Below are 26399 nucleotides of genomic sequence, written 5' to 3'. Positions count from 1 at the left end.
CACCCCTAATTCCTTAGCTTTTTCTTTGGATGACAAAGTCAGCAAGAGAAGAAAGTATATTAGCTTTTGGCCCAAATAGTTTTAGTTCTTTTTTTGCATCGGAAATTAATTGGCAGGCAAGTTTGCGGGAGTTATCTAAACCGTAGAAATTTGGATAGGTCAACTTATCTGCGTCTTCTTCGCTATCAAAAATATCATCCACCACCTGAAACGCCAGCCCAATCTTGCGTCCATAACTTTTAAGCGCCTTAAGCTTCTTCTCGTTTACCCCTGCAAGAATCCCCCCAAGCAAAACACTTACTTCTATCAGGTCGCCTGTTTTGTGCGTATGAATATAATCAAGAAGCCTTTCGCGTTTCTTTCTATCCAGATTTTTATGAGCACCAAAAGTATCTGCCACCTGCCCGCCAATCATACCAACATCCCCTGCGGCTCTTGCAAGCGCAGAAATAGCCTTAATTGCCTGGGCGGGTTTTACTTTAGTGTTCTTAGCATTATCTGAACATAACTCAAAAGCTTTTGTAAGCAGCGCATCACCTGCCAGCACAGCTAAACCTTCATTAAACTTCTTATGAACCGTCGGTTTTCCCCTGCGCAAAGGCGCATTATCCATAGAAGGCAAATCATCATGAATCAGCGAATAACTATGAACAATTTCAATAGCGCAGGCCGCAGGCAGAACATCTTTCTCTGGCAATCCGCAGGCCTTCGCTGAAGCCAGCGTAAGAATAGGCCTTATCCTTTTTCCACCCGGAAAAACAGAATAAATCATAGCATCATATATCTGCTGATTAAAGTCTTTTGACTTTGGTGTCAAATAATATTTTAAAGACTTATCTATCAAATTTTTCCAGCTATTGAGAACATCTTCTATCTTTTTCATCCTACTCTTATCCTTTGAATATTTGTAGAAGCGCCTGTATCAGTATCAATATTAATTATGCACGCATTGAGCATAGTTTCACCGGCTGCTACTGAAAACCTGTGAGGCATAGAAGTTAGATACCTTTTGATAATTATTTCCCTATCCACACCGATAATTCCATCCCTGGGGCCTGTCATTCCGACATCAGTCAAATAAGCTGTTCCTTGCGGCAAAATGCGTTCATCAGCTGTCTGCACATGGGTATGAGTCCCAATCACAGCGCTGGCTCTGCCGTCCAGATACCAGCCAAACGCCTGCTTTTCTGATGTTATTTCGGCGTGAAAATCCACAATAATGTTTTTTGTAGTTTTAGATATTTCTGATAGGATTTTATCTGCCGTACGGAAAGGGTCGTCTATTTGAATCATATAAACTCTTCCCATAAGGTTTGCAACAGCAAGCTCAACTGTGCCTCCGGCCGTTTCTACATTGTAAATGCCAAATCCCTTGCCTGGAACTTCTGCAGGATAATTGGCAGGCCTGATAATCCTGGGGTCGGTAATAATATCATTGATTTCCCTGCGTTCAAAGGTGTGGTTGCCCAAAGTAGAAACATTTACACCGCTGGAAAAAATCTCATCGCTGACGGACTTGGTCAAGCCCTTACCGCTGGCCGCATTTTCCGAATTGGCGATAACAAAATTAATGTTATTTTTACTTACAAGCTCAGGCAGGCTTCTTTTCAGGATTTCCCTGCCCGGCTCCCCTACAATATCGCCAATAAATAAAACCTTAAGAATGTTCATTACTTCGCTATTTCCTGGGCCCTGATTTCCCTGATAACAACCACCTTTATCTGTCCCGGGTATTCAAGCTCCTGTTCAATCTTTTTCGCAACATCTTTCGCCAGAGCGTAGGCCTTTGTATCGTCAATTTCTTCCGGCTCCACCATAATGCGGATTTCGCGCCCCGCCTGAATCGCGTAAGCAGTTTCTACGCCGCGGAAATCTGTGGCGACTTTTTCAAGTTTTTCAAGGCGTTTGATGTAATGTTCTACTGATTCCCTTCTTGCGCCCGGCCTCGCGGCGGAAATAGCATCTGCGGCGGCTATAATAAACGCTTCAACAGATTGCGGCTGAGCAAATCCTTCATGGTGCGAAAGAATTATATTTATCATCTTGTCAGACTCGCCGTACTTTTTGGCTATTTCGGCTGAAATCTGGTGATGTGTTCCCTCTTGTTCGTGGTCAACAGCTTTACCGATATCGTGCAGTAACGCCGCTTTTTTACACATATTTATATCAGCGCCCAGCTCACCTGCTATATTTGCCGACAGCCATGCAACTTCAATAGTGTGCTGTAACTGGTTCTGCCCGTAGGAAGTCCTGAATTTGAGTTTTCCTATAAGTTTCAGTAATTCAGTATTTATTCCTACAATACCGAGTTCAACTACTGTCTTCTCGCCGATTTCTTTTAACACGTCTTCCATTTCTACTTTTACTTTAGCCACAACTTCCTCAATTCTTGCCGGGTGAATCCTTCCGTCAGCAATGAGGCGTTCCAATGATATTTTTGCTATCTCTCTGCGCAGCGGCTCAAAAGCGGAAATCGTAATAGTTTCAGGAGTATCGTCAACAATAAGGTCAACACCCGTTGCTTGTTCAAACGCACGGATGTTTCTTCCCTCCCGGCCGATAATTCTTCCCTTTATTTCATCGTTCTGTATGGTAATTGTTGTGGTTGTCGTATCTGTAGAATGGTCAGCAGAATAACGCTGTATCGCTATAGCGACAATTTCCTTGGCTTTCTTTTCGGCTGTTTCCCTTGCTTCCTGTTCAATACTGCGGGCTCTTAATGCTGATTCCTTTCTTACCTCATCCTCATAGTTCTGAAAAAGAATCTTCTTGGCTTCTTCGGCCGTCATTCCGGCGACTCTTTCAAGAACTATTCTCTGCTCTTCCCGGGTTTTTTGCACTGCAAGCAGTTCATCCTGAAGGGATTTTTCCTTTAGATGCATATTTCTTTCCCTTTCCTGAAGGTCCCGTTCTTTTTTTTCGATAATGTCCGCTTTTCTTTCCAAGTTTTCTTCTTTCTGGTTGATACGCCTTTCCTGGTTTGTTATCTCCTGCTTGCGGTCCTTGAATTCTTTTTCAAGCTCGCGCCTGTCGCGTTCAAGGGTTTCTTTTACTTCCAGCAAAGCTTCTTTTTTCTTTGCTTCAGCCAGGGTTTGCGCGTCTGCGAGAATTTTCTTTGCCAGTGTTTCAGAAGCGCTTAATTTCGATTTACCATAGAGTATTCTTAAAAAATACCCCACGGTAATGCCTATTACGACGCTCACAACTGCTGCAATAATTAACATAATTTAACTCCTTTTTCAGTTAAAACTTTAGCTACTTTTAAATCGTGTTTTGTTGACGGTATATTTCCGGCCAGTTGGAAACTGTACGCAATCCCGATTCTTTTTGAAAGCGGTATGTTTTTTAGAAACCGGTCGTAATACCCGCCGCCATATCCAATTCTACTGCCTTTTTTGTCAAATGCTATTCCCGGCACAAATACAAGCTCTATTTCTTCCGGAGTAACTTCTTTGGCTTTTTTAAACGGCTCAAGTATTCCGTATGCCCCGGTTTTTAAATCCTTTTTTACATCATTGATTTCAATTGCTAACAGCTTTTTTTCCGCAAGTGTTTTCTCAACCCTTGGAAGAATGACCCGCTTTTTCAGTTTCAAGGCTGTTTTAATAATCGGAAGCGTATCAACTTCCGACCGGAATGGAACAAAAAGCATAACAGCTTTTGCTTTTTCAAACTCTTTAAGGCCGTAAACATTCTTTTCGATAAGCTTATTCATTTTGATTCTTTCTTTTTCAGGCCAATTATCCCTAAGAACAGCTATTCTTTGCCTGATTATTGCTTTTTCCATCCAGCCATCCTCTTTTTAATTATTGCTTCAAATCCTTCTTCAGACGGCGTATAAAATTCCTTGTGTTCAGGCATATATTCCTGCTCCACAAAATGGCCTTCAAAACTGTGAGGATATTTATAGCCTTTGCCATGGCCTAATTTTTCCCCGTCAACGCTTGCATCTTTCAAATGATTAGGAACATCGCGCAATTTGCCGTTTTTAACTTCCTGCTGAGCCGCAGATATGGCCAGATAGCTTGCATTGGATTTTGGCGCAGTTGCAACATAGGTTACTGCCTGGGCTAACGGTATTCTGCCTTCAGGCATGCCTACAAATTCAATGGCCTGAAGCACAGAGATAGCTACCTGAAGCGCCTGGGGGTCAGCATTGCCTACATCTTCACTGGCGGCAATAATTATCCGCCTGGCAATAAACCTGGGATCTTCGCCTGCTTCCAGCATTTTTGCCATCCAATAAAGAGCCGCATCGGGGTCGCTTCCGCGGATGGATTTAATAAACGCCGAGATATGGTCATAATGAGCATCCCCGGATTTGTCATAAACAATGGACTTGTTTTGAGTGGATTCTTCTGCGAGCTTGAGGTCAAAAACGATTTTGCCGTCTTTTGACGGCGCTGATGTTACAATCCCTATTTCAAGAGCATTTAAAGCTTTTCTTGCGTCTCCTTCGGCATATTTTAGAATGTGTTTGAGTGCGTCATCTTTCAGGTCGATAGTATTTCCATTAATCCCGTTTTCAGGATTTTTTAGAGCGTTATGAATTATTTTTTCAATATCTTGCTGCGTATGCGCCTTGAACTGGAATACCAGCGACCTGGATAATAGCGCCGAATTAATATAGAAGTAAGGATTTTCAGTCGTTATACCAATCAGAGTTATTATGCCTTTTTCAACATAAGGGAGCAGGGCATCCTGCTGGGTGCGGTTAAAATGGTGGATTTCGTCAAGTAAAAGAATGGTTTTTACTGCGTTGAACTGCTTGCGGTTATAGGCCTCGTCAATTATTTTACGCAAATCATTGACGCCGATCATTACTGCGTTGCTTTCAACAAAATGAGATTTTGTTTTCTTTGATACTATTCTGGCGAGTGCGCTTTTGCCTGTGCCGGAAGGGCCGAAAAAGATAAGCGAGCTGATTTTGTCTGAGTCTATGATTCTGCGCAAGAGCTTTCCGGGGCCCAAAATTTCGTCCTGCCCTACAAAACCGTCAAAATCAACAGGAGCTACTTTAAGAGCAAATGGTTTGTCTTGCTGCGCCGTGCTGTTTTGCTTTATGGCAAATAAATCATTGCCGCCAATTTCAGTGTGTTTCATAAATAAAAACTAGACCAAGCTTTAAAGCTAAGTTTTAAGCCAGCCAACACTTTCAGGGCGCGCAAGGCGTATTATATCGCAGAATATAGACAAAGAACAACTCTAGGGTTCCAATGCCCTGTCAATAACTGAAATAAGGTCATTAGATTTTTTGTTAACCATAGATTTTAGATTTTCATAATTAGTTTTTAAATTAAACAATTCGTCTGCGATAATTAGCGCTGTAAGTACTGCTACGTCTGAACTAGTGGCCCTGTCAGAGTTGGGGCTTGCTTCTTTTAATTTCTCCTCAACATACTTTGCCCTCGCCTGGAGTTCAAGCGGATCTATGTCAGTTTCTAGAGTATACGTTTTTCCGAGGATTCCTACAGCAACTTTTTCACTCATTAAAGCCCTGCCTCTGAAAATTTGTTGAGAAGCTTGGTCAATTTCTCCTTAATTTGATTTTTTTGGGTCTGAAAACCATCAATATCGGACTTAGTTTTCTTAATACCTTCGGAATCTTTTTCAAAAAACTTCAATTCAGCCTTCATTTTCTCGTTTTCGGCGTTCAAATTGGCTGTTTTATTTGCTAATTCGTGTAATTTTTTCTCAAGCAACTGCAATTCATCAACCATGAGCATATAATATAATAAAAAGCTTTGTAAGTCAAATGATTAACTTCTAAGCATTATGCCGATTTTACCCAATTTTTCAAGAATCTGCTTTATTACGGCATTTATTTCCTCGTCTATAAGCGTGCGGGACTTATGGCTGAAATATAAAGTAAAACTTAAACTTTTCTTATCGGATTGAATTTTTTCTCCTTTATATAAATCAAACAGTTCAATTTCAATATTAATATCCTTTGTTTTACAGCCATGAATCTCATCAGCGAGGCAACTATAAGTTATTTCAGCCGGAACTAAAACTGATAGGTCTCGTTTGGACAGCGGGAGGTTTGAATAATGGCTGTATTTTCTGTCGCTTGAAACCTTGTCAATTAAATTATCCATGTAAACTTCGGCAAAAAACACGTCTTCGTTTATGTCAGGATGGTAAGCGGGATTTATAAGGCCGAATTTTGCGATAATTTCTTTATTATGACAAACCACTGCGGACTGTCCTTGAGCAAAAATTCCGGCTTCTTCTGTTATTTCGGATAATTCCCATCCGGAAAACTGGAAAGTGCTTGTGAGTAATTTCTGGACCAGGCCCGAAATCACATAGTAATCGGTTTTAAGCGCTTTAGTTTTCCAGCTGACGGGAAATGTGTTTCCCACGGCGATTATGCCAAGATGGTTCATTTCTTTTTTGTTTGAAGCCTGTTGTAAAAATATTTTCCCCAATTCAAAAAGTTTAATATCTTCAATCCGGTTATTCAGGTTATGAAGTACATTCTGAAACATCCCTGGAAGCAAAGAAGGCCTTAAAAATTTGGTGTCCTGTGAAAGTGGATTCGCAATTTCAATTAATGCGCTGGCATCTGACTTAAGGTCAGGAAGGTTGTTTTTGTAAAAACTGTAGTTTAAAACTTCATGAAAACCCTGGCCGGTAAGAAAATCCCTGGTTTTATCCTGTAAATCAAGCAGCGGTTCTTCAATGATATATTCCGGTATTTTTGCGGTTATTAAATCTGAAGGAATTGAATCATATCCTTTAATTCTCGCGACTTCTTCGATTAAATCAATTTCTTCGTTCAGGTCGAGCCTGTAGGTAGGAATTTCAACGTTTAAGTTGTCATCCTGCGGTTCAACTCTTAAATTCAGCTTTAATAATATATCTCCGATTTCTTTTTTATCCAGGGCAGGGTTCATGCCAAGGACTTTATTTAATCTTGAAGTGCGCAGAGTCAATTTTTTTGGCCTTAATTCTTCTTTAAATGTATCATTTATGCTGACAAATTTACCGTCCGTGTTTTGCAATAAAAGAAATAACGCTCTTTTTGCCGCCAGTTCACAGCCCTCCCACGAACAACCTCTTTCAAACCTGTAAGAAGCGTCTGTAGAAACGTTCAGTTTGTTCCTGGTGCTGCGTACACTCTGGGGTTTAAACAGGGCGCTTTCGAGAATAACATTATTTGTATGCTTTGTAACACCCGAAATTTCTCCGCCGATCACGCCGGCAATTGCCTGGGGGCTGTTTTCGTCGGCGATAACCAGCATGTCTGAAGAAAGTTTGTATTCTAATTTGTTCAGCGCAAGCAGGTTTTCATCCTGCACGGCTTTTCTAACTATAATTTTCTTTCCTGAAAGTTTGTCCATATCAAAAGAGTGGAGAGGATGTCCTGTTTCAAGTAAAACATAATTTGTAATGTCTACAACGTTGTTAATAGGCCGCAGGCCGTGGTTTAAAAGGCGTAATTGTATTTTTAGTGAAGAGTCTGTAACCTTGATATCATTTAGATATGAAGCAATATACCTGCTGCAAAGGTTATTTTCAACTATTTCAACCGGGAAATGTTCATTTTCTGATTTTCTCGGATTATAAAGGTCGGGAAGCTTAAGGTTCAAACCTAATTTTGCAGAAAGTTCACGCGCGACGCCTAATATACTGAGGCAGTCAGGGCGGTTCGGATAAACAGCAACATCAAATATTATATCGTTAAGGCCCAATGTTTCATTAAGAGTCTTTCCGAGGACAGTGTTTGCCGGCAAAATTAAAATGCCGGAATGGTCGTCATTAAGGCCTAACTCTTTTGAAGAGCAAAGCATGCCGAAGGACTCAATTCCGCGTATTGCCGTTGGTTTTATTTCCAGGCCATTAGGTAGTTTCGAACCCGGGAGTGCAAGCGGTATTTTATCGCCGTTATTTATATTTTTTGCCCCGCAGACAATCTGGTGTTCTGTTGAACCGTCTGTAACAATACAAACAGTGAGTTTATCCGCATTTGGGTGTTTCGCAATATTTTTAATTTCAGCGGTTATTACGGTATCCGGAATATTGTAGGGGCGTACTATTTCTTCGACTTCAAGGCCGATAGAAAGAAGAATTTCGGCTATCTGCTCAGGAGCGTATTGTTCAATTGCAATGAATTCTTTTAACCAATTATAGGATATTTTCATTTTTCTGTTTAGAACTGTTTAAGAAATCTCAAGTCATTTTCATAGAATAAACGCACATCATCCACGCCGAACTTAAGCATTGTTATGCGTTCTACACCTATGCCAAAAGCAAAACCGGTGTACTTTTCCCTGTCATATTTTACATAATCGAAAACCCTGGGGTTTACCATTCCGCATCCAAGGGTCTCAAGCCAGCCTAAATTCTTGCAAATCTTGCAGCCTTTTCCGCCGCAAAAAATACATCTGACATCCATTTCTGCTGAAGGCTCCGTGAACGGAAAATAGGAAGGCCTGAATCTAACTGCTATTTTTTCACCGAACATTTTTTTTGCGAAAGTAGCAAGGGTCGCTTTAAGGTCTGCGAAAGTTATATTTTCATCTACAGCAAGGCCTTCAATCTGATGGAAAACTGCCGAATGAGTAGCGTCTATCGCTTCATTGCGGTAAACTCTCCCGGGAACAATAATTCTTACAGGCGGCTGGAATTTCTCCATAACCCTTATCTGTACGGGAGAAGTGTGCGTCCTTAACAGAGTAGTGCCCGGCCCGTCCGGCTGTGAATCAGTTTTTATGTAAAAAGTATCATGCATATCCCTTGCCGGATGTTCAGCTGGTATATTAAGCGCTTCAAAATTGTAATAATCGGATTCTATATCGGGGCCGGTTGCTGTCTGAAAACCCAGGGAGATAAAGATTTTGGAAATCTCTTGCGTAATCTGCGTAAGAGGGTGTTTATGCGCATGATTTACAGGGTTCCCAGGTAAGGTAATGTCGATTTTTTCTTTATTTGCTTCCGAGGTTTCGGCAGAAGCCCGGCTGAGAGTTTTGAATTTGTTGTCTATCGATGTTTCGGTTTCGGTTTTCAGCTTGTTTAACGCCTGCCCTATTTCTTTTCTTTTATCAACAGGGATTTCCGGAAGATTTTGTGATATGGCGTTTATCTTGCCTTTTCTTCCGAGGTATTTGTTTTTTAGTTCCTCGAGAAGCTTGATATCTGACGCAGAATTTACAAGCTCAAATATTTCTTTTTGAACATTCTTAATATCAAGCGCCGTCTTTTGGGCCAAAGAAGAATCAGGTTTTTTCATATACTGGGAAAACTAAATTTATTTTGCCAGGGCTTTTTTTGCAAGGTCCATGAGGTTTGTAAATGATGCACGGTCATTTACTGCCATGTCTGCAAGCATTTTACGGTTGATGGTAACGCCTGATTTGACAAGCCCGTTCATGAATTTGTTATATGGTAGGTTAAACTCTCTGGCTATGGCATTAATCCTTGAAATCCATAATTTTTTGTAATTTCTTTTTTTCTTTTTTCTGTCAATGTAAGATTTTTCCAGGGATTTTTCCACATGCTGGTGGACCATTCTCCAGCGGTTTCCCTTGTTTGAGTAACTGCCTTTAGCCAGCCTAAAATATTTTTTCTTTCTTTGTCTTGTATAAACTCCGCTTTTTATTCTCATTTTAGTACCTTCTTAATACCCCATGCTAGCCGCTAGGAAGGCTATGGGGTATATCCCCTTTTATCGATTTCCCAATGTTAGTTTTATGATTTTTCTCTCCGGACCGCTTAATACTTCGGTTCTTCTGAGGCGCCTGCCTCTATTTGAAGACATCCCGGTTAACAAATGCCTCTGTCCTGCCTGTTTGTATTTGATCTTGCCTGTCCCTGTTACTCTAAATCTTTTTTTTGCACCGCTGTGTGTTTTTAATTTGTTCATTTTTTTATAGGCGAAAACTGCGCTATCAGCCTATTCCCCTCTAGTTTTGGTTCAAAATCGACTTCAGCGACTTCTTTAAGCTGTTCCCTGATTTTTTTAGCAAGTTCCCTTCCAATTTGATTGTGGGACATTTCCCTTCCCAAAAACAATATCGTAAATTTTACTTTATGGTTCTCTTCGAAAAAGTCTCTCGCATGGTTAAGCTTAAACGCCAGATCATGCTCGCTTATCATCGGCCTCAAACGTATTTCTTTGATTATAGAAGTGTTTCTCTGTCTTTTTCTTTGGTCCTTCAATTTCTGGTTTTGTTCGTATTTATACTTCGAAAAATCCATTATTTTGCAGATAGGTGGGTTCGACTGAGGAACTATTTCGATTAAGTCTTTGCCCTTTTCCCTGGCAAGTTTTAATGCTTCCTGAATCGTTTTTACCCCAAGCTGGCCTTCGGTTTCATCAATCAGTCTTACCTGAGGCACTCTTATGTAATCATTGGTACGAACGTAGTTTTTATGTTCTCCGGGTTTCACAGTGTGTTTAAATTTTCTCCTCTCACTTGTTTATAAAATTGCCTTAATATATACTAAAATACTACTTGGATGTCAAGAGAGAAATAAAATCTGAGACAGTGGTTTCGTTCGAAACCTTGCTGCCATATGTCCTAACAGAGATTTTTTTATTTTCTATTTCTTTTTCCCCGACAACTATAACATATGGAATTTTGCTCATTGTCGCTTCCCTTATTTTATATCCAAGCGTTTCATTGCGGGTATCTGCTTCACTGCGTATATCGCTATTAAGCAGCTGTTTATTTACTTCATTGGCATACGCTTGCGCTTTGTCGCTTATGCTGATAACCTTTGCTTGCACTGGCGCAAGCCATAAAGGGAAAGCGCCGGCATAATGTTCGATCAGGACTCCGAAAAATCTTTCCAATGAACCCATCAAAGCCCTGTGGATCATAACCGGTTTTTCCGGCTGGCTTTGTTCATTCATATATTCCATATTGAAAGCTTTTGGCAAATTGAAATCAATCTGGATTGTAGAACATTGCCAGGACCTGCCTAAACAATCCTTTATTTTTAAGTCGATTTTTGGCCCGTAAAAAACGCCTTCCCCGGGGTCTATCCGGTAAGGAAGGTTTAGATTTTCCAGCGCTATTTTCAAAGCATTCGTAGCTTTTTCCCAATCTGAAAGTTCACCGGTATATTTTTCCGGCCTGGTGCTGAGGAATATTTCATAGTTTTCAAATCCGAAAGTTTTAAGTATATAAATGACAAATTTGATTACATCTTTGATTTCATTTTCAAGCTGGCCCGGCCTGCAATAAATATGCGCATCGTCCTGGGTGAAACCGCGGACCCTCATCAATCCATGGAGTACTCCGCTTCTTTCATATCTATAAACTGTTCCAAGCTCAGCGTACCGGATGGGCAAATCACGGTAACTTCTAAGATGAGTTTTATATACCAGAATATGAAAAGGACAGTTCATCGGTTTTATCTGATAATCCTGCCCATCAACATCCATAGAAGAAAACATGTTTTCTTTATAAAAATTTGTATGCCCGCTTGTATTCCAGAGTTCAAGGTGAGCTATATGGGGTGTATTAAGGAGTTGATAACCATTTTTTAAATGGGCATTTTTCCAAAAGTCTTCAATTATCTTTCTCATTAAAGCGCCTTTTGGATGCCAGAGAATCAGGCCTGCGCCTACTTCATCCTGGATGCTGAATAAATCAAGCTCTTTACCCAGTTTTCTGTGGTCCCGGGCTTTGGCTTCTTCAAGGAAAGCAAGGTATTTATCCAACTCTTCTTTGGTAAGAAACGCAGTTCCATAAATGCGTTGGAGCTGTTCCCTCTTTTCGTCCCCGCGCCAATAGGCGCCGGCAACTGAAAGCAGTTTGAAATATTTTATTTCTGAAGTGGATTTTACATGAGGGCCGCGGCAAAGGTCGGTAAAGCTTCCCTGCTGGTAAAAAGTAACCGTCTCCCCGGGTATATCATTTATAAGCTCAATTTTATATTTTTGGCCGGTTTTCGAAAAAAAATCTATGGCTTCCTGTTTACTTACATCTTTCTTTATAAATTCGAGTTTGTTTGTTATTATGTCTTTCATCCTTTTCTCGATTTTTAAAAGGTCTTCTGGCATGAAGCGGGCTGGAGAATCGAAATCGTAGTAAAACCCATTTTCGATAGAAGGGCCGATAGCAAATTTTGTGCCCGGAAATAGGGCAGAAACCGACTGAGCCATCACGTGGCTGGTTGAATGCCTGAGTTTTTCCAATTCCAAATTTTCCATATATGATTTCCCGATTTTTCCTTTAAACGTGATCGGGATACTTACCTATATGGGCGATACAGGACTTGAACCTGTGACCCCTACCATGTCAAGGTAGTGCTCTATCCAACTGAGCTAATCGCCCGTCTCCATAAAAAGGTGCGGGCCGGATTTGAACCGGCGAATCACAGTTTTGCAGACTGTTCCCTTGCCACTTGGGTACCGCACCGTTGTTTTAGGTTCATTTTTATAACAAAATCCAATAGAAATGTCAATATTTTCCTTCTTTAAAAGCGGTTATGTAGTTCATGCAGTTTTGACCGAATCGATGATTTTTTTTGCAATATCTAAACGTTCCAGGGCTGTATGCGGCATTCCTTCCTCTATTATAGTAAGAGCAATAACATCTGCATTATATTTTTCAACCAGCGGCGCGATATTTTTTATCCGTTCTTTTTCTGCAGTTATCGAATTTACTATCGGTTTATGTTTGCAGAGTTTGAGGCCGCTATCCAGCGCTTCCGGGTTTGGGCTGTCAATTACCAGATGAACATCAACAACTTCCTGGATGACGGGCACAAGCCACTCCATGTTTTTGGGTTCGTCTTTAATATTTGTGCCGCAATTTACATCAAGATAATGCGCGCCTGCATTTACCTGATTTATTGCTTCCTGCTGAATGAAATTAACATCCTTTTTCTCAATTGTTTCAAAAATGGTTTTACGGCTTGCATTTATTCTTTCACCAATGATTATCATGTATTTTTTCCACGTCCTTCCTAAAGTGGACTGTGATTTCGCCTGTTCATCATACATTTTTTTTAAATTATTTTCAACCATTTGACAACTATTCAAAAATAATTTATTATATGGGTCAAAGGTGGATATATGTTCGCCATTTTAAAAACCAATTGGAGGAAAAATGATAATCGGCGTAGTGAAAGAAATCAAGAAAAATGAATGCAGGGTTTCAATGGTTCCGTCAGGAGTTGAGGCATTGGTAAAGAAAGGCAATAAAGTTCTAGTAGAAAAAAACGCCGGTTACGGCAGTGGAATAACCGATAATGATTATAAAAAGGCCGGTGCAGCTGTAAAGAATTCAGCCAAGGAAATATTTTCTGTATCTGACATGATAGTAAAAGTAAAAGAACCCTTAAAACAGGAGTTTCCTCTAATTCGCGAAAACCAGATTGTTTTTACATATTTCCATTTTGCAGCGGATTTACACCTGACAAAAGCAATGCTTGAAAGAAAGTGTATTGCAGTAGCATACGAAACAATTGAAGAAAGAGGCACTCTTCCTCTTTTGACCCCCATGAGTGAAATTGCAGGCAGAATGGCAGTTCAGGAAGGCGCAAAATACCTTGAAAAACCAATGATGGGCAAAGGTGTTTTGTTAAGCGGTGTGCCTGGAGTGGCTCCGTGCAAAGTAGTGATTATCGGCGGAGGAATAGTAGGCACTAATGCGGCAAAAATGGCTTCCGGGCTCGGAGCAAGCGTAACAATTCTTGACGTTAATCTTGAACGTCTCAGATACCTTGACGATATATTGCCTAAAAATGTCACCCCCTTGATGGCTAACAGCTATACTATAAGAGAGCAGGTAAAAAATGCCGACCTTGTGATCGGCGCGGTATTAATTAAAGGAGCAAAAGCGCCTGTTCTTGTTACAAAAGAAATGGTTGCTTCAATGTCCCCGGGATCGGTAATTGTAGATGTTGCAGTTGATCAGGGCGGCTGTATAGAAACGATTCATGCTACAACTCATAACGACCCGGTATATATTGTCAGCGGGGTTGTGCACTATGGCGTAGCTAATATGCCGGGAGCCGTTGGCAGGACTTCAACATTTGCTTTGACAAATGCTACATTTCCTTACGTGCAAAAAATAGCAGACGAAGGAATAAAAAAGGCTGTAAAAAAGTATCCTTCGATTGCCCTGGGCGTAAATACATATTTAGGCAAGGTGACCTATAAAGCAGTAGCCGATACTTTTAAAATGAATTTTACCAATTTGGAAACCTTGATCTAAATTCTCCAGCACGAATTTGACAGTTATAAACTTTAAATGTATAATGCCTTACAAAATGGAGGGTATACATGGCTGAAGTTATTTTAAAGAATTTAGTGAAAAAGTTCGACAAAACACTTGTCGTGAACAATATTAATCTGGAAATCAGGGATAAAGAATTTTGTGTAATCGTAGGCCCTTCAGGCTGCGGAAAATCCACCACATTACGCATGGTAGCAGGGTTGGAAGATATAACCGAAGGCGAGATTTGGATTGGAGATAAGTTAGTAAACGATATTCCCCCAAAAGACAGGGATATTGCGATGGTTTTTCAAAATTACGCACTTTACCCGCATATGAAAGTATATGAAAACATGGCTTTTGGTTTAAAATTAAGAGGCTACACAAAAGCTGAAATTGAGCAGCGCGTTCAAAATGCAGCTAATATCCTTGATATAAATACATTGCTTGAACGTGTTCCAAAAGCGCTTTCCGGAGGGCAAAGACAAAGAGTAGCCCTGGGCAGAACCATAGTCCGCAAACCGAAAGTGTTTCTTTTCGACGAACCTCTATCCAACCTTGATGCAAAACTTAGAATCCAGATGCGCTCAGAACTTAAAAAACTTCATGAAAGACTGCAGACAACAAGCATATATGTTACCCATGACCAGGTAGAAGCCATGACTCTTGGGGATAAAATTGTTATTATGAAGGACGGCGTCATTCAACAGACTGCTAACCCGTTAAATATTTACTCCAAACCTGCTAATAAATTTGTTGCGGGTTTTATCGGAAGCCCTGCCATGAATTTCATAGATGCAAAAATAGTTAAAAAAATGGACAGCTTATGGCTGGACGAAGGTAAAATAGAATTTAAAATTCCTGATGAATACAAAGAAATCGCCATGCCTTATGTTGACAAGGAAGTAGTTTTCGGTATAAGGCCGGAAGATTGCCTGGACAGGTTATATGCAAGCATAGCCACGCCTGATAATACGGTAATGGTTACTGTAGACGTAATTGAACCATTAGGCAGCGAGACTTTACTGCATTTGACTACAGGTAAAAGTTTGTTTGTCGCAAGAGTAAGCCCCTACAATCAGATAGAATCCCACCAGACCATAGAAATTACCTTTGACATGAACAAAATGCACATATTTGATAAAGATACGGAGATAGCAATCATATGAACGCAGAAAAATATTTATCACGCCTAAAATGGTTTTCAATACTCATTTTTTCGTTCCTGCTTTTAGCCCTTTATTATACGGGAAAACTGCTGTTACCGGCGCTAAAATCATTTTTTACCCTTGCTTTTATTAAATTTTCTTTCGTGGCCGGTATATTTATAGTCACTGCTTTGTCATTTACCGTTTTGTTTGTTTTTATCAACCAGTTCTACCTCAAAATGAGGCATTTTGAAGAAGAACTTGAAGAAACAAACATTTTGATGAAAAAAATGACTGATGAGGCAGAAAGAAAAAATGACTTGTTAAGCCAGCGTAATGAAGAGCTTTCAAATCTTCATAAGATTATAAGAGAAATGACTCAAACTATGGATTTAACAAAAATCCTTGACGTAATTTTGGAGAGTATTTGTAAATATTTGATTTATGACAGGGCCATAATTTGCCTGGTAGATGAAGAAAAAAGGGTTTTAAAACCGATTCACAGCCTGGGTGTAGACTCTAACAGCTTAAGCCGCATGACAATACCCATGACGGAAAAAACAAACCCGATTGTCCAGTCTATGCTCGAAAAAAAACCGCGCATACTAAAATGGACGCAGGACTTTGCCCATCCGGTTAATGCCGGAGACACAAACGATTTGCTTCATAAACCCGTTATTGCCGTTATTCCGCTTGAAGCCCGGGGCAAGATAATCGGCGTTTTAATAGTAGACAACGCTACAAGTAAAAAAATACTGGAAGAAAGAAATTTAAGAGAACTGCTTGTTTACACAAATCAGGCTGGTTTGGCTATTGAAAATGCCCGGCTATATGAAACAGAAAAACAATTTAAAGAACAGCTTCAGGAACAGGTAAACCTGGCTATTAAAAAACTCGAAGAAACTCAAAGCCAGCTTATTCAAAGCGAAAAGCTTTCTGCTTTAGGAGAGATGGCGGCCATTGTGAGCCATGAAGTAAGAAACCCTCTTTCAACTATAAGAGGTTCGGCAGAACTAATAGACGAGACTATCCCCGCGGAAAGCCCTAATAAAAAGTATTCCAATTTTATTTTGCAGGAAGTTGACCGGTTAAATAGGATTGTTACCGACATATTAAGTTTCAGCCAAGTGCCCAGGCTGATTATGAAAAAAATAAGCATTAATGAAATAGTAGACCTGCTTTGTACTTTCCTGCAGGCAAGCGACTTTGTAAAACATGAGATCAAATACCACGGTGACCTGGATAAAAACCTGCCGCAGGTAAATGTTGACGTGGAACAGATAAAACAGGTGGTTTTGAATGTTATTCAAAATGCCTGCCATTTTATGGCAAATCAAAAGATCAGGCAGCTCGAAATAAAGACCTACTCCGACAGTAAAAATGTTTACCTTAAAATAAATGATACCGGTTCGGGGATACCTCCTGAAAATATTAAAAAAATATTTGACCCTTTCTTTTCAACCAAAGCAAAAGGTACAGGACTGGGCTTGGCTATTTCACAGAATATCGTGAAAGCACATAAGGGCCTGATAAGTGTTGAAAGCAAATTAAATGTAGGTTCCAGCTTTACGATAGCCCTGCCTCTAGAAAATTAAATAATCATGAAGTATGTAATTGGTGTTGACCTCGGCGGCACGACAACGTCAGTAGCTTTATTTAAGAATAATATCGGCCTTATTAAACAAAATGTCTTGCCTACAGAAGCTGACAAAGGCATAGACTACATATTAACAAAAATATCACTCGCCCTAATTAAGCTTATCGAAGAATATCGTATAAAAAAACACAACATCCTTGGTGTGGGTTTTGGTTCTCCCGGTCCCTTAAATATAAAAAATGGTATAGTATTTAATTGCCCGAATCTTAAAGGCTGGAAAAATGTCCCGCTAAAAAAATTAATGGAATCCAAAACAGGGCTTCCTGTGTTTATAGAAAACGATGCCAATGCGGCTGCTTTGGGCGAATGGCGCAAAGGAAGCGGCCAGGGTGTCAGAAACATGCTTTTTGTCACCCTGGGTACCGGTATAGGCGGCGGGCTCATTATCAATAATCAGTTATACTCTGGCAAGGATGATGCAGGCGGCGAAATCGGTCATATGACCCTGTTTCCCGACGGAATAAAATGTAATTGCGGAAATTTTGGATGTATAGAGATGTACGCTTCTGCAACAGGTATAGTCCGCAGGACTAAAGAAGCGCTTAAGTCCGGAAAAAAATCGATCCTTTCTGTTTTTGGTAATAATTTCACTTCCAAAGATGTTTATTGTGCTGCATTGAAGAAAGATAAACTTGCCTTTGAAATTATGGCAGATACAGGAAAATACCTGGGAATTATTTTTTCCAGCATAGCTAGTTTACTGGATCTTGACATGATTGTTGTAGGCGGCAACGTCTCAAATGCCGGAGAAACACTCCTGCGGCCTATCAGAAAAGAAGTACAAGCCAGGGTAATGTACCCCGCCAATAAAGTTAAAATCATAAAAGCCAGGCTTGGCGCCAACGCCGGTGTTATCGGTGCTGCCTGCACAGTTTTAGAGAAATTATAGATTATAAATTTTAAATTTTCTTCTTATGGTATTCTTGAAGGGATTTAACTGTTATCTCGCCTTTGAGAAGTGATTCTATACCGTTCACTGCGGCTTGAGCGCCAGAAACTGTGGTTATATATGGAATGTTATACATTACTCCGACACTGCGTATCGAGACATTGTCTGACTGAGGTTTTTCTTCCGCGCCCGGTGTGTTTATTATTAAACTAACTTCCCTGCTTTTGATTAAATCAACCACATTCGGCCTTCCTTCATGAACCTTAAAAACAGGAATTGTTTTTATTCCGCTCTTACTTAGTACTTTTGCTGTCCCTTGAGTTGCAGTTATTTCAAAACCCATATCTACTAATTTTTTTGCAATCAGGACTATAGACCTTTTGTCTTTGTCTTTTACACTGATAAAAACCTTGCCATTTTTGGGCAAGGCTCCGCTAGCCGCAATCTGAGATTTTGCAAAAGCCCTTCCGAAATCATCGTCAATTCCCATGACTTCTCCGGTAGATTTCATTTCCGGCCCCAGGACTGGATCAACACCCGGGAACCTGTTAAAAGGAAAAACTGCTTCTTTCACAGCTACATGATCTATTGTTACTTCTTTTGTGTGCAATCCTTCCAAAGTTTTTCCTGCCATAACTCTCGCCGCAACTTTGGCCCAGGGTATCCCTGTGGCCTTGCTTACAAAAGGCACTGTCCGCGAGGCCCGCGGGTTCACTTCAAGGACATAAACCAAATCGCTTTTAACAGCAAATTGAATATTCATTAATCCTATCACTTTTAATTCTTTAGCCAAAGCATAAGTGTTTTCTTTTATTTTCCTTATTATCTCGTCGCTTAGTGAAAACGGAGGTATGGCGCAGGCGCTGTCGCCTGAATGAATGCCTGCTTCTTCAATATGTTCCATAATTCCGCAGATAACACATTTTTTTCCGTCAGCTACAGCATCCACGTCTATTTCAATTGCGTCTTCCAGATATTTGTCAATTAAGATAGGCCTTTCCGGGGAAGCGTCAACGGCATTTTTCATGAACCTTTCTAACGACGTTTCATCATATATAAGTTCCATAGCCCTGCCGCCTAAAACATACGAAGGGCGCACAAGCACCGGGTAACTTATTTCTTTTGCTACTTTTTTTGCCTGGTCAAAAGATACGACCGTCCCGTTATTCGGCTGGCGGAGTTTAAGTTTTTTAAGCATTTGTTTAAATCTTTCCCGGTCTTCTGCGCGGTCAATGCTGTCTGATGAAGTTCCGAGTATTTTGACCCCGGCGTTCTTTAAAGGGACCGAAAGATTAAGAGGAGTCTGGCCGCCGAACTGAACAATAACTCCTAATGGCTTTTCTTTTTCAATAATGTTTATAACATCTTCAAAAGTAAGCGGTTCAAAGTAAAGTTTATCGGAAATATCATAATCAGTGCTGACGGTTTCCGGGTTACAGTTAATCATTATTGTTTCAAAACCGTATTCTTTTAATGCAAGCACAGCATGCACACAGCAATAATCAAATTCAATTCCCTGCCCGATTCTATTGGGCCCGCCGCCCAAAATAATGATTTTTTCTTTTTTCTGCATTAAATCAATCCCCATCTTTCTTCATAAGCCGGATTTGGTTTGCTTACTACAATGGTTTCTTCCCTTGTTCTTCCCATAGAAACCAGAGAAATTTTTGTTTTTGTCAGTTCTTCAAGTTTCAGGATATATTTTCTGGCATTCTCTGGTATTTTATTGAAGTCAGTGTTGCGGATATTCTGATTGAATCCAGGCATTTCTATATAAACCGGTTTGCAGTGTGCAATAATTTCTCTTGAATAAGGAAATTCCTTGATAATCTTGCCTTTGTATTTGTAGGCAATGCAAATTTTCAGAGGATTTATGCCTTTCAAACAATCAAGCTTAGTTACCGCAAAGCTGTCTATTCCGTTTACCCTTACACTATGGCGGACAGCAACTGCGTCAAACCAGCCGCATCTTCTTGGCCTGCCGGTGGTAGCGCCGTATTCAAGCCCTTTTTCTCTCATAAATTCGCCTAATTTGTCTTTCAATTCTGTAGGGAACGGGCCTTCGCCGACCCTGGTGCAATAGGCCTTAACAATTCCTAATACATATTTGATTTTTGTCGGAGGAAAACCAGCACCGATACAAACTCCCCCGCTTATAGGATTTGAGGAAGTGACATAGGGATAGGTGCCAAAATCTATATCCAGCAGCGTGCCTTGCGCGCTTTCGAATAAAATGTTTTTATTTTTGGCGGCTGCTTCTTCCAGCATTAATGCTGTGTCGGCCATCATCGGCTTGAGGAAGTTTTTCCAGCGCTTATAATTCTTCATTATTTCCGACCTGATTTTATTTGCCGTTGTAATTTGTTTTAAAACAGGCATTTTTTCACGCAAGTTTTTTTCAAGAAGATCTTTAAATGTTTTTTCTTCGACAAAATCGCAAAGGCGGATGCCTATCCTGACAACTTTATCCGCGTATGCCGGCCCGATACCTCTGCGTGTAGTACCGATTCTTATATTGCCTTTTTCACGCAATTCATCAAGCAGTTTATGGTAAGGAAGTATTATATGCGCTGCGCTGCTTATAAAAAGCCTGTTTTTTACTGAGATTTTCTGTTTTTTAAGAAGATTTACTTCTTCATAAAGGATTTCCGGGTCGAAAACAACCCCGTTAGCTATAAGGCAGATTTTGCCGGGAAGAACCATTCCGGAAGGAATAGTATGCAGGACAAACGGCTTCCCATCCAAAATAATTGTATGCCCTGCGTTAGGCCCACCCTGATATCTAACAACATAATCCGCGTATTTACCAAGAAAGTGGACTATTTTCCCTTTCCCCTCATCTCCCCATTGCGCGCCGATAAGTACTAATGTATTCATATATTTTTACCGCTATATTTTAAATCTTTAAATTTTTATTTTTTTCTTCGACCTTTTTTGCCAAATTTGCCTTAAACTGCCTTACTTTTTCTCTGATTTCAGGACTCTTTACGCCGATAATCTGCGCAGCAAGCACCGCTGCATTTACTGAACCTGCTTTGCCTATCGCAACAGTAGCGACCGGTACGCCTGCCGGCATTTGGACTGTTGCTAGAAGCGAATCCAATCCTCCCAGGCTGGCAGTTTGCATCGGAACACCTATAACAGGGAGTGTAGTAAGTGATGCTATCACGCCTGCAAGATGGGCGGCTCCGCCGGCACAGGCAATTATGACCTGTAAACCTTTTTTCTCTGCGTTTTCCGCATAAGCGTGCGCCAAATGAGGCGTTCTGTGCGCCGAGATTATATTAAGTTCATACGTTATACCAAATTCCTTAAAAGTTTCCAACATATCTTTTATTTCAGGTAAATCAGAATCGCTTCCTAAAACTATTCCAACTAAAGGTTGTGACATTTATCCTCCCAAATTTTTACTATAGCATCGACTTTTTTATCTGCCGCCCCGATGTATTTCTCAGGTTTTGAAATGATGTCTTTCTGCTTTTTGGTGAATTTCTTGAAATAAGGTTTGACTGAATTATCTTCTGACATTAGTCCCAGGAGAGTCATTCCGGTTTCTGTAGATTTTTTTACAAGCTCGCGCACATATTCATGCGCATCGGGATGCCCATAATACGCGAGTATAATATAAAGCGGTTCAGCAACTACCTTGTCCCGGCTCTGATTGAAATTTTTTGCCAGGCCTTTTTCATCTACCTGCAATTTACCGGAAACCTTTATGATTCTCAGCACACTCGAATCGAATCCTACCAGCAATTCGGGAATATATCTCTGCGAACAGGAATTTGTCAGGTCCCTCTGGTGCTCGGAAATCATGTCAAGGTAAACTGTAACCATGCGTGGCATAAATATTTTAAACATGGATTTTACATTTTCAAAGTTAATCGGGTTTTTCTTCTGAGGCATCGTCGAACTGCCAACCTGGTTGTTTTCCTGAAGCTCGCATACTTCGGATATTTCCGAGCGCTGCAAGTGCCGCATATCATCCGAAAAATTAGCAATAACCCCGAAGCTTGACGTTAAGCTGTGCAGGAAATCGGTAACCGGTTCCGGTGGAACCACTTGCGTGGAAATATTTGCCGGCTTCAGGCCTAATTCAGCCAGGACTTCTTTTTCAAATTTCACAGGGTCATTGAATAGTATTGATGTAGCGTTATAGGCTCCCACAGCGCCTGAAAACTTGCCTACGAGGCGTTCTGTCGAACTTTTCAAATTTTCTATCCGGTCACCCCATCGGTTTATATATTGAGCCATGGTAAAACCAAAAGTTATTGGTTCTGCGTGCTGGCCATGGGTCCTGCCCATTTGGACAGTGTTTCTGTATTTTTTCGCTAACGCGATCCAGAGTTTCAGAAGCTTCAACATATCCGGTATGATTACATTTCTGGCGGCATCTTTGTAACGCAATACATTTGCCGTATCAACAATATCATAAGATGTTGCGCCCAGATGCACATAAGGTTTGGCTTTATTGCTTACGCGTTTTCTTATCATGTTTGCAAGCGCCCTTATGTCATGTTTTATTCTTGCTTCTTCCCGGTAAGTTTCTGAGGCCGTTACTTTTGAAGCTGCTTTAATGATTTCATCAGCGATTTTTGCCGAACATATCCTATTTTTAGCTAAGGTTTTGACAAGAGCGGCCTCAACTTTTGCCTTATATTTTACATATGCTTCCTCAGTCAAATACGGTTTCAGTCCTTCTACTGAGTATCTGAAATCTGTTGGTGAAAAAATATCATAATTTGTCATTAAAGTCTCCTTATTACTCTTCGGCCTACAACTTCAAGCTTGTTTTCGCAGAATAACCTAATAGCTTCCGGGTATATTTTGTGTTCCTGAGCCAGAACTCTTTTACCCAACGAATCTGCACAATCATCGTCAAGCACAGGCACCACTGCCTGCAATATTATGGGCCCGCGGTCATAGTCCTCATCAACAAAATGAACTGTAGGGCCTGTAAATTTTGCGCCTGACGCCAGCACCGCTTCATGGACATGATGTCCGAACATCCCCTCGCCTCCAAAAGCCGGCAACAGAGCGGGATGAACGTTTAAAATCCTGTTCTTGTATTCCTTTACAAGCGAAGGAGATAATTTCAAAAGAAAACCTGCAAGGCAAACCAGGTGGACATTCCTTTTTTTAAGTTCAGCCGACACTTTTTGCGAAAATTCGTTTATATCTTTGCATTGTTTTCTGTCTATGAAAACTGCTGGAATATTGCGCTTTTTAGCCCTTTCCAATGCGAAAGCGTCCTTTTTGCTGCTTATTACGACAGCCACTTCACCCTGGATAGAACCAGATTCACATGCATCAATTATTGATTGCAGGTTAGTCCCTCCTCCAGATACCAGCGCCCCGATTTTATATTTTTTCATGGCTATATCACCCTGATTTCTTTTTTACCTTTGAAGATTTCGCCGATTACGATTGCATTCTTTATTATTTTCTGGACAATCTTTGCATCTGCAGGCGTGGTTATAAGCACCATACCGATTCCCATATTGAGCACTCTATAAATTTCCTTGTCTGCAATCTTGCCCTTTTGCTGAATATATCTGAAAATCATGGGTACCTGCCAGCGGCTTTTATAAATAACCCCGAGAGTATTGGCCGGAAAAACTCTTATAATATTGTCATAAAACCCGCCGCCGGTGATATGCGCCATGCCTTTTATAATAGAAGGATACTTTTTAACAATTGCGAGTATTTCCCTCACGTAAATCTTAGTCGGGGTAAGAAGCACTTTGGCAAACTTTTTTTGTTCAGCCTTTGAAAGTGTTTTACGAACAAGAGAAAATCCGTTTGAATGCAGGCCGGAAGAAGGCAACCCAATCATAACATCTCCGGATTTTATCCTTGAACCGTCAATTACCTTGTTTTTATCCACCACACCCACTGCAAAACCTGCCAGGTCATATTCATCGTTCGAGTAAAAGCCCGGCATTTCCGCAGTTTCACCACCAAGCAGCACACAATTTGCCTGCCGGCATCCTTCGGCAATACCTTTAATTACATTTTCAGCTATCGAAAGCTTAAGTTTTCCCGTAGCAAAATAGTCAAGAAACAATACCGGCTCTGCCCCGCAACAAATAATATCATTGACATTCATAGCAACAAGGTCAATACCTACAGTGTCATGCTTCTTTGCTATATTGGCAATTTTTAGTTTGGTTCCGACACCGTCTGTTGCTGCCACAATTTGAGGATTTTTGTATTTTTTTAAATCTATAGGGAAGAGCCCTGAAAAACCGCCTATTTTCGGGGCAATTTTCTTAATATTTTCTACAAACTTATTAGCTGTATCAATATTTACGCCTGACTTTTTATAAGTTACTCCCATTAAACCCTCCAATTCCTTAAAATTATTTTGTCCTTAACCCTTTTATTCCTATATCTTTTCTAAATTGCATCCCTTCAAAATATATCTCTTTAACAGCGGTATACGTTTTACTTATTGCTGACTCAAGCGTTTTGTCCCAGCCGGTTATACCAAGCACCCGGCCTCCGTTTGAAACAGCAATCCCATTATTCAATTCTGTTCCTGCATGAAAAACAGCTATATCCTTCAAAGAGGCAATTTCTTCAAGCCCGTTTATCCTTCTTCCGGACTCGTACTTCCCGGGATATCCCTGAGAAGCTAACACAACACATATACAGCTTTTCTTTTCCCATTTTACTCTTAATTTATTTAATTTTCCGTCTATAACGGCATCAATTATGTCAATCAGGTCTGTTTCAAGCAGAGGAAGGACGCACTGGGTTTCCGGATCGCCAAAACGCACATTGAATTCCAATACCTTAATTTCCTTATCCGGGGTAATCATGATGCCCGCATAAATTATACCTTTAAAGACAATTTTTTCTTTTTTAATGCCTTTCAGGAAATTATCAAATATCTCTTTTTTTGCTTTTTCAATGATTCTCTTTGTTGCAATAGGCGCCGGCGCATAGGCGCCCATGCCTCCGGTATTAGGCCCTTTGTCATTTTCGAATATTCTTTTATGATCCTGGGACGGCATCATAATGGATACTGACTTGCCGTCGCAAAAAGCCATGATAGAAGCTTCTTCACCTTCAATTCTTTCCTCTATTATAATTTCTTTGGCAGCTTCCCCGAATATTTTACCCACCATCATCTTTCCTATTGTATCCTTTACCTCTGCAATATCCTGCGCCACCACCACGCCTTTGCCTGCGCAAAGCCCGTCTGCTTTTATAATAGAATACTTTTTAAGCTGTAAATCAGATTTTATTTTGTCGATATATTTTATTGCGTTGTCATACTTGTTGAAGACCTGAAAATCTGCGGTAGGTATCCCGCATTTTTGCATGAATTTTTTGGAAAATACTTTTGAAGATTCCAATTGTGCGGCCTTTTTGTTTGGGCCGAATACTCTTAAGCCCTCGCTCTGGAAGAAATCACTTATGCCGGCTGACAAAGGCGCTTCAGAACCTACGACCGTTAAATCAATATTATTCTCTTTTACAAATAGGGCTAATTTCTTAAAATCTTTCAGGTCAATGCTCCCTGCAGGGGGACATTCAGCGATACCGGCAATACCGGCATTTCCCGGTATACAGAATATTTTTTCTACCTTAGGGCTCTGAGATATTTTCCAGACAAGAGCGTGTTCCCTCCCGCCCGAACCCAGCACTAATACTCTTTTTTTAACGTTTTTTGATGATGCCATAAATACTCTCCTTAATTGTGTTGGCTCATGTTATAAGTCATTTTTGACATAATTAATAGCATTTCTGAAAATTTGCAGGCCGCGGCCTTCGTTTGGCATTTCTTTCTGCGAAGTCCACTGCGCAAATTGATACCTGGAAACAAACCTTTCCGGGTGAGGCATCATGCCCAATACCCGGCCGGTTTTATCGCAGATACCTGCAATACTCAAAGCCGATCCATTAGGGTTTATTGGATATTCTCCAGAGTTGCCATCCTCATCACAATACTGAAAAGCTATCCTGTTATTCTTTTCTATTTCTGTTATTACAAGCTCATCTTTAGGAATAAATTTTCCTTCAGCATGAGCAATCGGCAGTTTTATAATATCAGGCATATCCCTGGTCCAGATACTTTCACATTTCGGGTTAACTTTAAGATTTATCCAACGGCACTCAAATTTCGCAGAATCATTAAAACTCAATGTCTGTTCCTGCTCAGCCCAGGAATCAAGCAAACCTGTTTTTACCAGAACTTGAAAACCATTGCAAATACCTATAACAAGTTTACCTGCATTTATAAATTCCTTAATGTCTTTTGACAGCTGATAAATAAGTTTGTTTGCAAAAACTTTTCCGGCTGAAATGTCATCCCCGTAAGAAAAACCCCCGGGTATTGCGATAATATTATAGTTTGAGAGTTTGCGCTCTTTTGCGAACAATTTATTGATGTGAACCAAGTCTACGGTATCAGCGCCGGCTAGTTTGAACGCATAGCTGGTTTCTTTATCACAATTTGTTCCTGCTGTTCTAAGTATAATTACTTTTGATTTTCCCACTCTTTCCTTCTTAGTACCCATTTC

Annotated in this window: 26 protein-coding genes and 2 tRNA genes; 4 read left to right on the top strand and 24 right to left on the bottom strand. The window is 40.4% G+C overall.

Features of this window, described 5'->3' with window-relative positions; translation table 11 throughout:
• Positions 1-13: 13 nt before the first annotated feature.
• The 16 genes from KKH91_04200 to KKH91_04125 form a co-directional block, all read right to left on the bottom strand.
• Entirely contained in the window at positions 14-883 is an 870-nt protein-coding gene (locus KKH91_04200; protein ID MBU0952012.1) for a polyprenyl synthetase family protein, read from the bottom strand.
• Positions 880-1671: a TIGR00282 family metallophosphoesterase gene (locus KKH91_04195; protein MBU0952011.1), complete on the bottom strand. Its 792-nt coding sequence runs from the start codon at positions 1669-1671 to the stop codon at positions 880-882. Before KKH91_04195 ends, KKH91_04200 begins: the two co-directional genes overlap by 4 nt.
• The gene (gene rny / locus KKH91_04190; GenBank protein ID MBU0952010.1) at positions 1671-3224 is read right to left on the bottom strand and encodes a ribonuclease Y; all 1554 of its coding nucleotides are present in this window, start codon (positions 3222-3224) and stop codon (positions 1671-1673) included. The genes KKH91_04195 and rny overlap by 1 nt, the downstream gene beginning before the upstream one ends.
• On the bottom strand, positions 3218-3787 hold the full coding sequence (locus KKH91_04185) for a 5-formyltetrahydrofolate cyclo-ligase (protein ID MBU0952009.1): 570 nt from the start codon (positions 3785-3787) through the stop codon (positions 3218-3220). Before KKH91_04185 ends, rny begins: the two co-directional genes overlap by 7 nt.
• On the bottom strand, positions 3772-5103 hold the full coding sequence (locus tag KKH91_04180; GenBank protein MBU0952008.1) for a replication-associated recombination protein A: 1332 nt from the start codon (positions 5101-5103) through the stop codon (positions 3772-3774). Before KKH91_04180 ends, KKH91_04185 begins: the two co-directional genes overlap by 16 nt.
• 102 nt (positions 5104-5205) lie before the next feature.
• Positions 5206-5490: a cell division protein ZapA gene (locus tag KKH91_04175; GenBank protein MBU0952007.1), complete on the bottom strand. Its 285-nt coding sequence runs from the start codon at positions 5488-5490 to the stop codon at positions 5206-5208.
• On the bottom strand, positions 5490-5726 hold the full coding sequence (locus tag KKH91_04170; GenBank protein ID MBU0952006.1) for a hypothetical protein: 237 nt from the start codon (positions 5724-5726) through the stop codon (positions 5490-5492). Before KKH91_04170 ends, KKH91_04175 begins: the two co-directional genes overlap by 1 nt.
• 33 nt (positions 5727-5759) lie before the next feature.
• Positions 5760-8147 carry a phenylalanine--tRNA ligase subunit beta gene (gene pheT / locus KKH91_04165; protein ID MBU0952005.1) on the bottom strand — a complete coding sequence of 796 codons (2388 nt, stop codon included), beginning with the start codon at positions 8145-8147 and terminating at the stop codon, positions 5760-5762.
• Positions 8148-8155: 8 nt separating this feature from the next.
• A complete protein-coding gene (pheS, locus tag KKH91_04160) occupies positions 8156-9235 on the bottom strand; it encodes a phenylalanine--tRNA ligase subunit alpha (GenBank protein MBU0952004.1) in 1080 nt (359 codons plus the stop codon).
• A gap of 18 nt (positions 9236-9253) precedes the next feature.
• On the bottom strand, positions 9254-9610 hold the full coding sequence (gene rplT / locus KKH91_04155) for a 50S ribosomal protein L20 (protein MBU0952003.1): 357 nt from the start codon (positions 9608-9610) through the stop codon (positions 9254-9256).
• Positions 9611-9670: 60 nt separating this feature from the next.
• The gene (rpmI, locus tag KKH91_04150) at positions 9671-9868 is read right to left on the bottom strand and encodes a 50S ribosomal protein L35 (GenBank protein MBU0952002.1); all 198 of its coding nucleotides are present in this window, start codon (positions 9866-9868) and stop codon (positions 9671-9673) included.
• A complete protein-coding gene (gene infC, locus KKH91_04145; GenBank protein MBU0952001.1) occupies positions 9865-10395 on the bottom strand; it encodes a translation initiation factor IF-3 in 531 nt (176 codons plus the stop codon). The genes rpmI and infC overlap by 4 nt, the downstream gene beginning before the upstream one ends.
• A 61-nt stretch (positions 10396-10456) precedes the next feature.
• Positions 10457-12166: a threonine--tRNA ligase gene (gene thrS / locus KKH91_04140; GenBank protein MBU0952000.1), complete on the bottom strand. Its 1710-nt coding sequence runs from the start codon at positions 12164-12166 to the stop codon at positions 10457-10459.
• A 50-nt stretch (positions 12167-12216) separates the two neighbouring features.
• Positions 12217-12290, bottom strand: a tRNA-Val gene (locus KKH91_04135).
• 12 nt (positions 12291-12302) lie between these two features.
• Positions 12303-12374 (bottom strand) — tRNA-Cys (locus KKH91_04130).
• A gap of 77 nt (positions 12375-12451) precedes the next feature.
• The gene (locus KKH91_04125) at positions 12452-12985 is read right to left on the bottom strand and encodes a dihydropteroate synthase (protein ID MBU0951999.1); all 534 of its coding nucleotides are present in this window, start codon (positions 12983-12985) and stop codon (positions 12452-12454) included.
• 82 nt (positions 12986-13067) lie between these two features.
• Between KKH91_04125 and ald the strand changes: the two genes are divergently transcribed.
• The 4 genes from ald to KKH91_04105 all read left to right on the top strand — a co-directional run bounded on the left by ald (position 13068) and on the right by KKH91_04105 (position 17871).
• Positions 13068-14177 carry an alanine dehydrogenase gene (gene ald, locus KKH91_04120; protein ID MBU0951998.1) on the top strand — a complete coding sequence of 370 codons (1110 nt, stop codon included), beginning with the start codon at positions 13068-13070 and terminating at the stop codon, positions 14175-14177.
• A 68-nt stretch (positions 14178-14245) separates the two neighbouring features.
• Positions 14246-15346 carry a sn-glycerol-3-phosphate ABC transporter ATP-binding protein UgpC gene (gene ugpC, locus KKH91_04115; protein MBU0951997.1) on the top strand — a complete coding sequence of 367 codons (1101 nt, stop codon included), beginning with the start codon at positions 14246-14248 and terminating at the stop codon, positions 15344-15346.
• A complete protein-coding gene (locus tag KKH91_04110; GenBank protein ID MBU0951996.1) occupies positions 15343-16920 on the top strand; it encodes a GAF domain-containing protein in 1578 nt (525 codons plus the stop codon). Before ugpC ends, KKH91_04110 begins: the two co-directional genes overlap by 4 nt.
• 6 nt (positions 16921-16926) lie before the next feature.
• Positions 16927-17871 (top strand): ROK family glucokinase, encoded by a 945-nt coding sequence (locus KKH91_04105; GenBank protein MBU0951995.1) that lies wholly within the window; start codon positions 16927-16929, stop codon positions 17869-17871.
• A gap of 10 nt (positions 17872-17881) precedes the next feature.
• Here the strand turns inward: KKH91_04105 and carB are convergent, their stop codons facing one another.
• Genes carB through purQ form a run of 8 tightly spaced genes read right to left on the bottom strand, consistent with a single transcriptional unit; the run spans position 17882 to position 26375 of the window.
• Entirely contained in the window at positions 17882-19459 is a 1578-nt protein-coding gene (gene carB / locus KKH91_04100; protein ID MBU0951994.1) for a carbamoyl-phosphate synthase large subunit, read from the bottom strand.
• The gene (locus tag KKH91_04095) at positions 19444-20748 is read right to left on the bottom strand and encodes an adenylosuccinate synthase (protein ID MBU0951993.1); all 1305 of its coding nucleotides are present in this window, start codon (positions 20746-20748) and stop codon (positions 19444-19446) included. Before KKH91_04095 ends, carB begins: the two co-directional genes overlap by 16 nt.
• A gap of 19 nt (positions 20749-20767) precedes the next feature.
• Entirely contained in the window at positions 20768-21262 is a 495-nt protein-coding gene (gene purE / locus KKH91_04090; protein ID MBU0951992.1) for a 5-(carboxyamino)imidazole ribonucleotide mutase, read from the bottom strand.
• Positions 21247-22617: an adenylosuccinate lyase gene (locus KKH91_04085; GenBank protein ID MBU0951991.1), complete on the bottom strand. Its 1371-nt coding sequence runs from the start codon at positions 22615-22617 to the stop codon at positions 21247-21249. Before KKH91_04085 ends, purE begins: the two co-directional genes overlap by 16 nt.
• Positions 22617-23243 carry a phosphoribosylglycinamide formyltransferase gene (locus KKH91_04080; protein MBU0951990.1) on the bottom strand — a complete coding sequence of 209 codons (627 nt, stop codon included), beginning with the start codon at positions 23241-23243 and terminating at the stop codon, positions 22617-22619. The genes KKH91_04085 and KKH91_04080 overlap by 1 nt, the downstream gene beginning before the upstream one ends.
• A gap of 2 nt (positions 23244-23245) precedes the next feature.
• The gene (purM, locus tag KKH91_04075) at positions 23246-24208 is read right to left on the bottom strand and encodes a phosphoribosylformylglycinamidine cyclo-ligase (protein MBU0951989.1); all 963 of its coding nucleotides are present in this window, start codon (positions 24206-24208) and stop codon (positions 23246-23248) included.
• 22 nt (positions 24209-24230) lie between these two features.
• Complete coding sequence (purD, locus tag KKH91_04070) at positions 24231-25559, bottom strand: phosphoribosylamine--glycine ligase (GenBank protein ID MBU0951988.1); 1329 nt, start codon at positions 25557-25559, stop codon at positions 24231-24233.
• Positions 25560-25589: 30 nt separating this feature from the next.
• Entirely contained in the window at positions 25590-26375 is a 786-nt protein-coding gene (gene purQ, locus KKH91_04065; GenBank protein MBU0951987.1) for a phosphoribosylformylglycinamidine synthase I, read from the bottom strand.
• Positions 26376-26399 lie beyond the last annotated feature (24 nt).

It is taken from the genome of Elusimicrobiota bacterium, assembly GCA_018816525.1.
GTDB lineage: Bacteria > Elusimicrobiota > Endomicrobiia > CG1-02-37-114 > XYA2-FULL-39-19 > OXYB2-FULL-48-7.
Note: the sequence above shows the minus strand (reverse complement) of the source record. Positions and strands in the feature narration are given on the sequence as shown.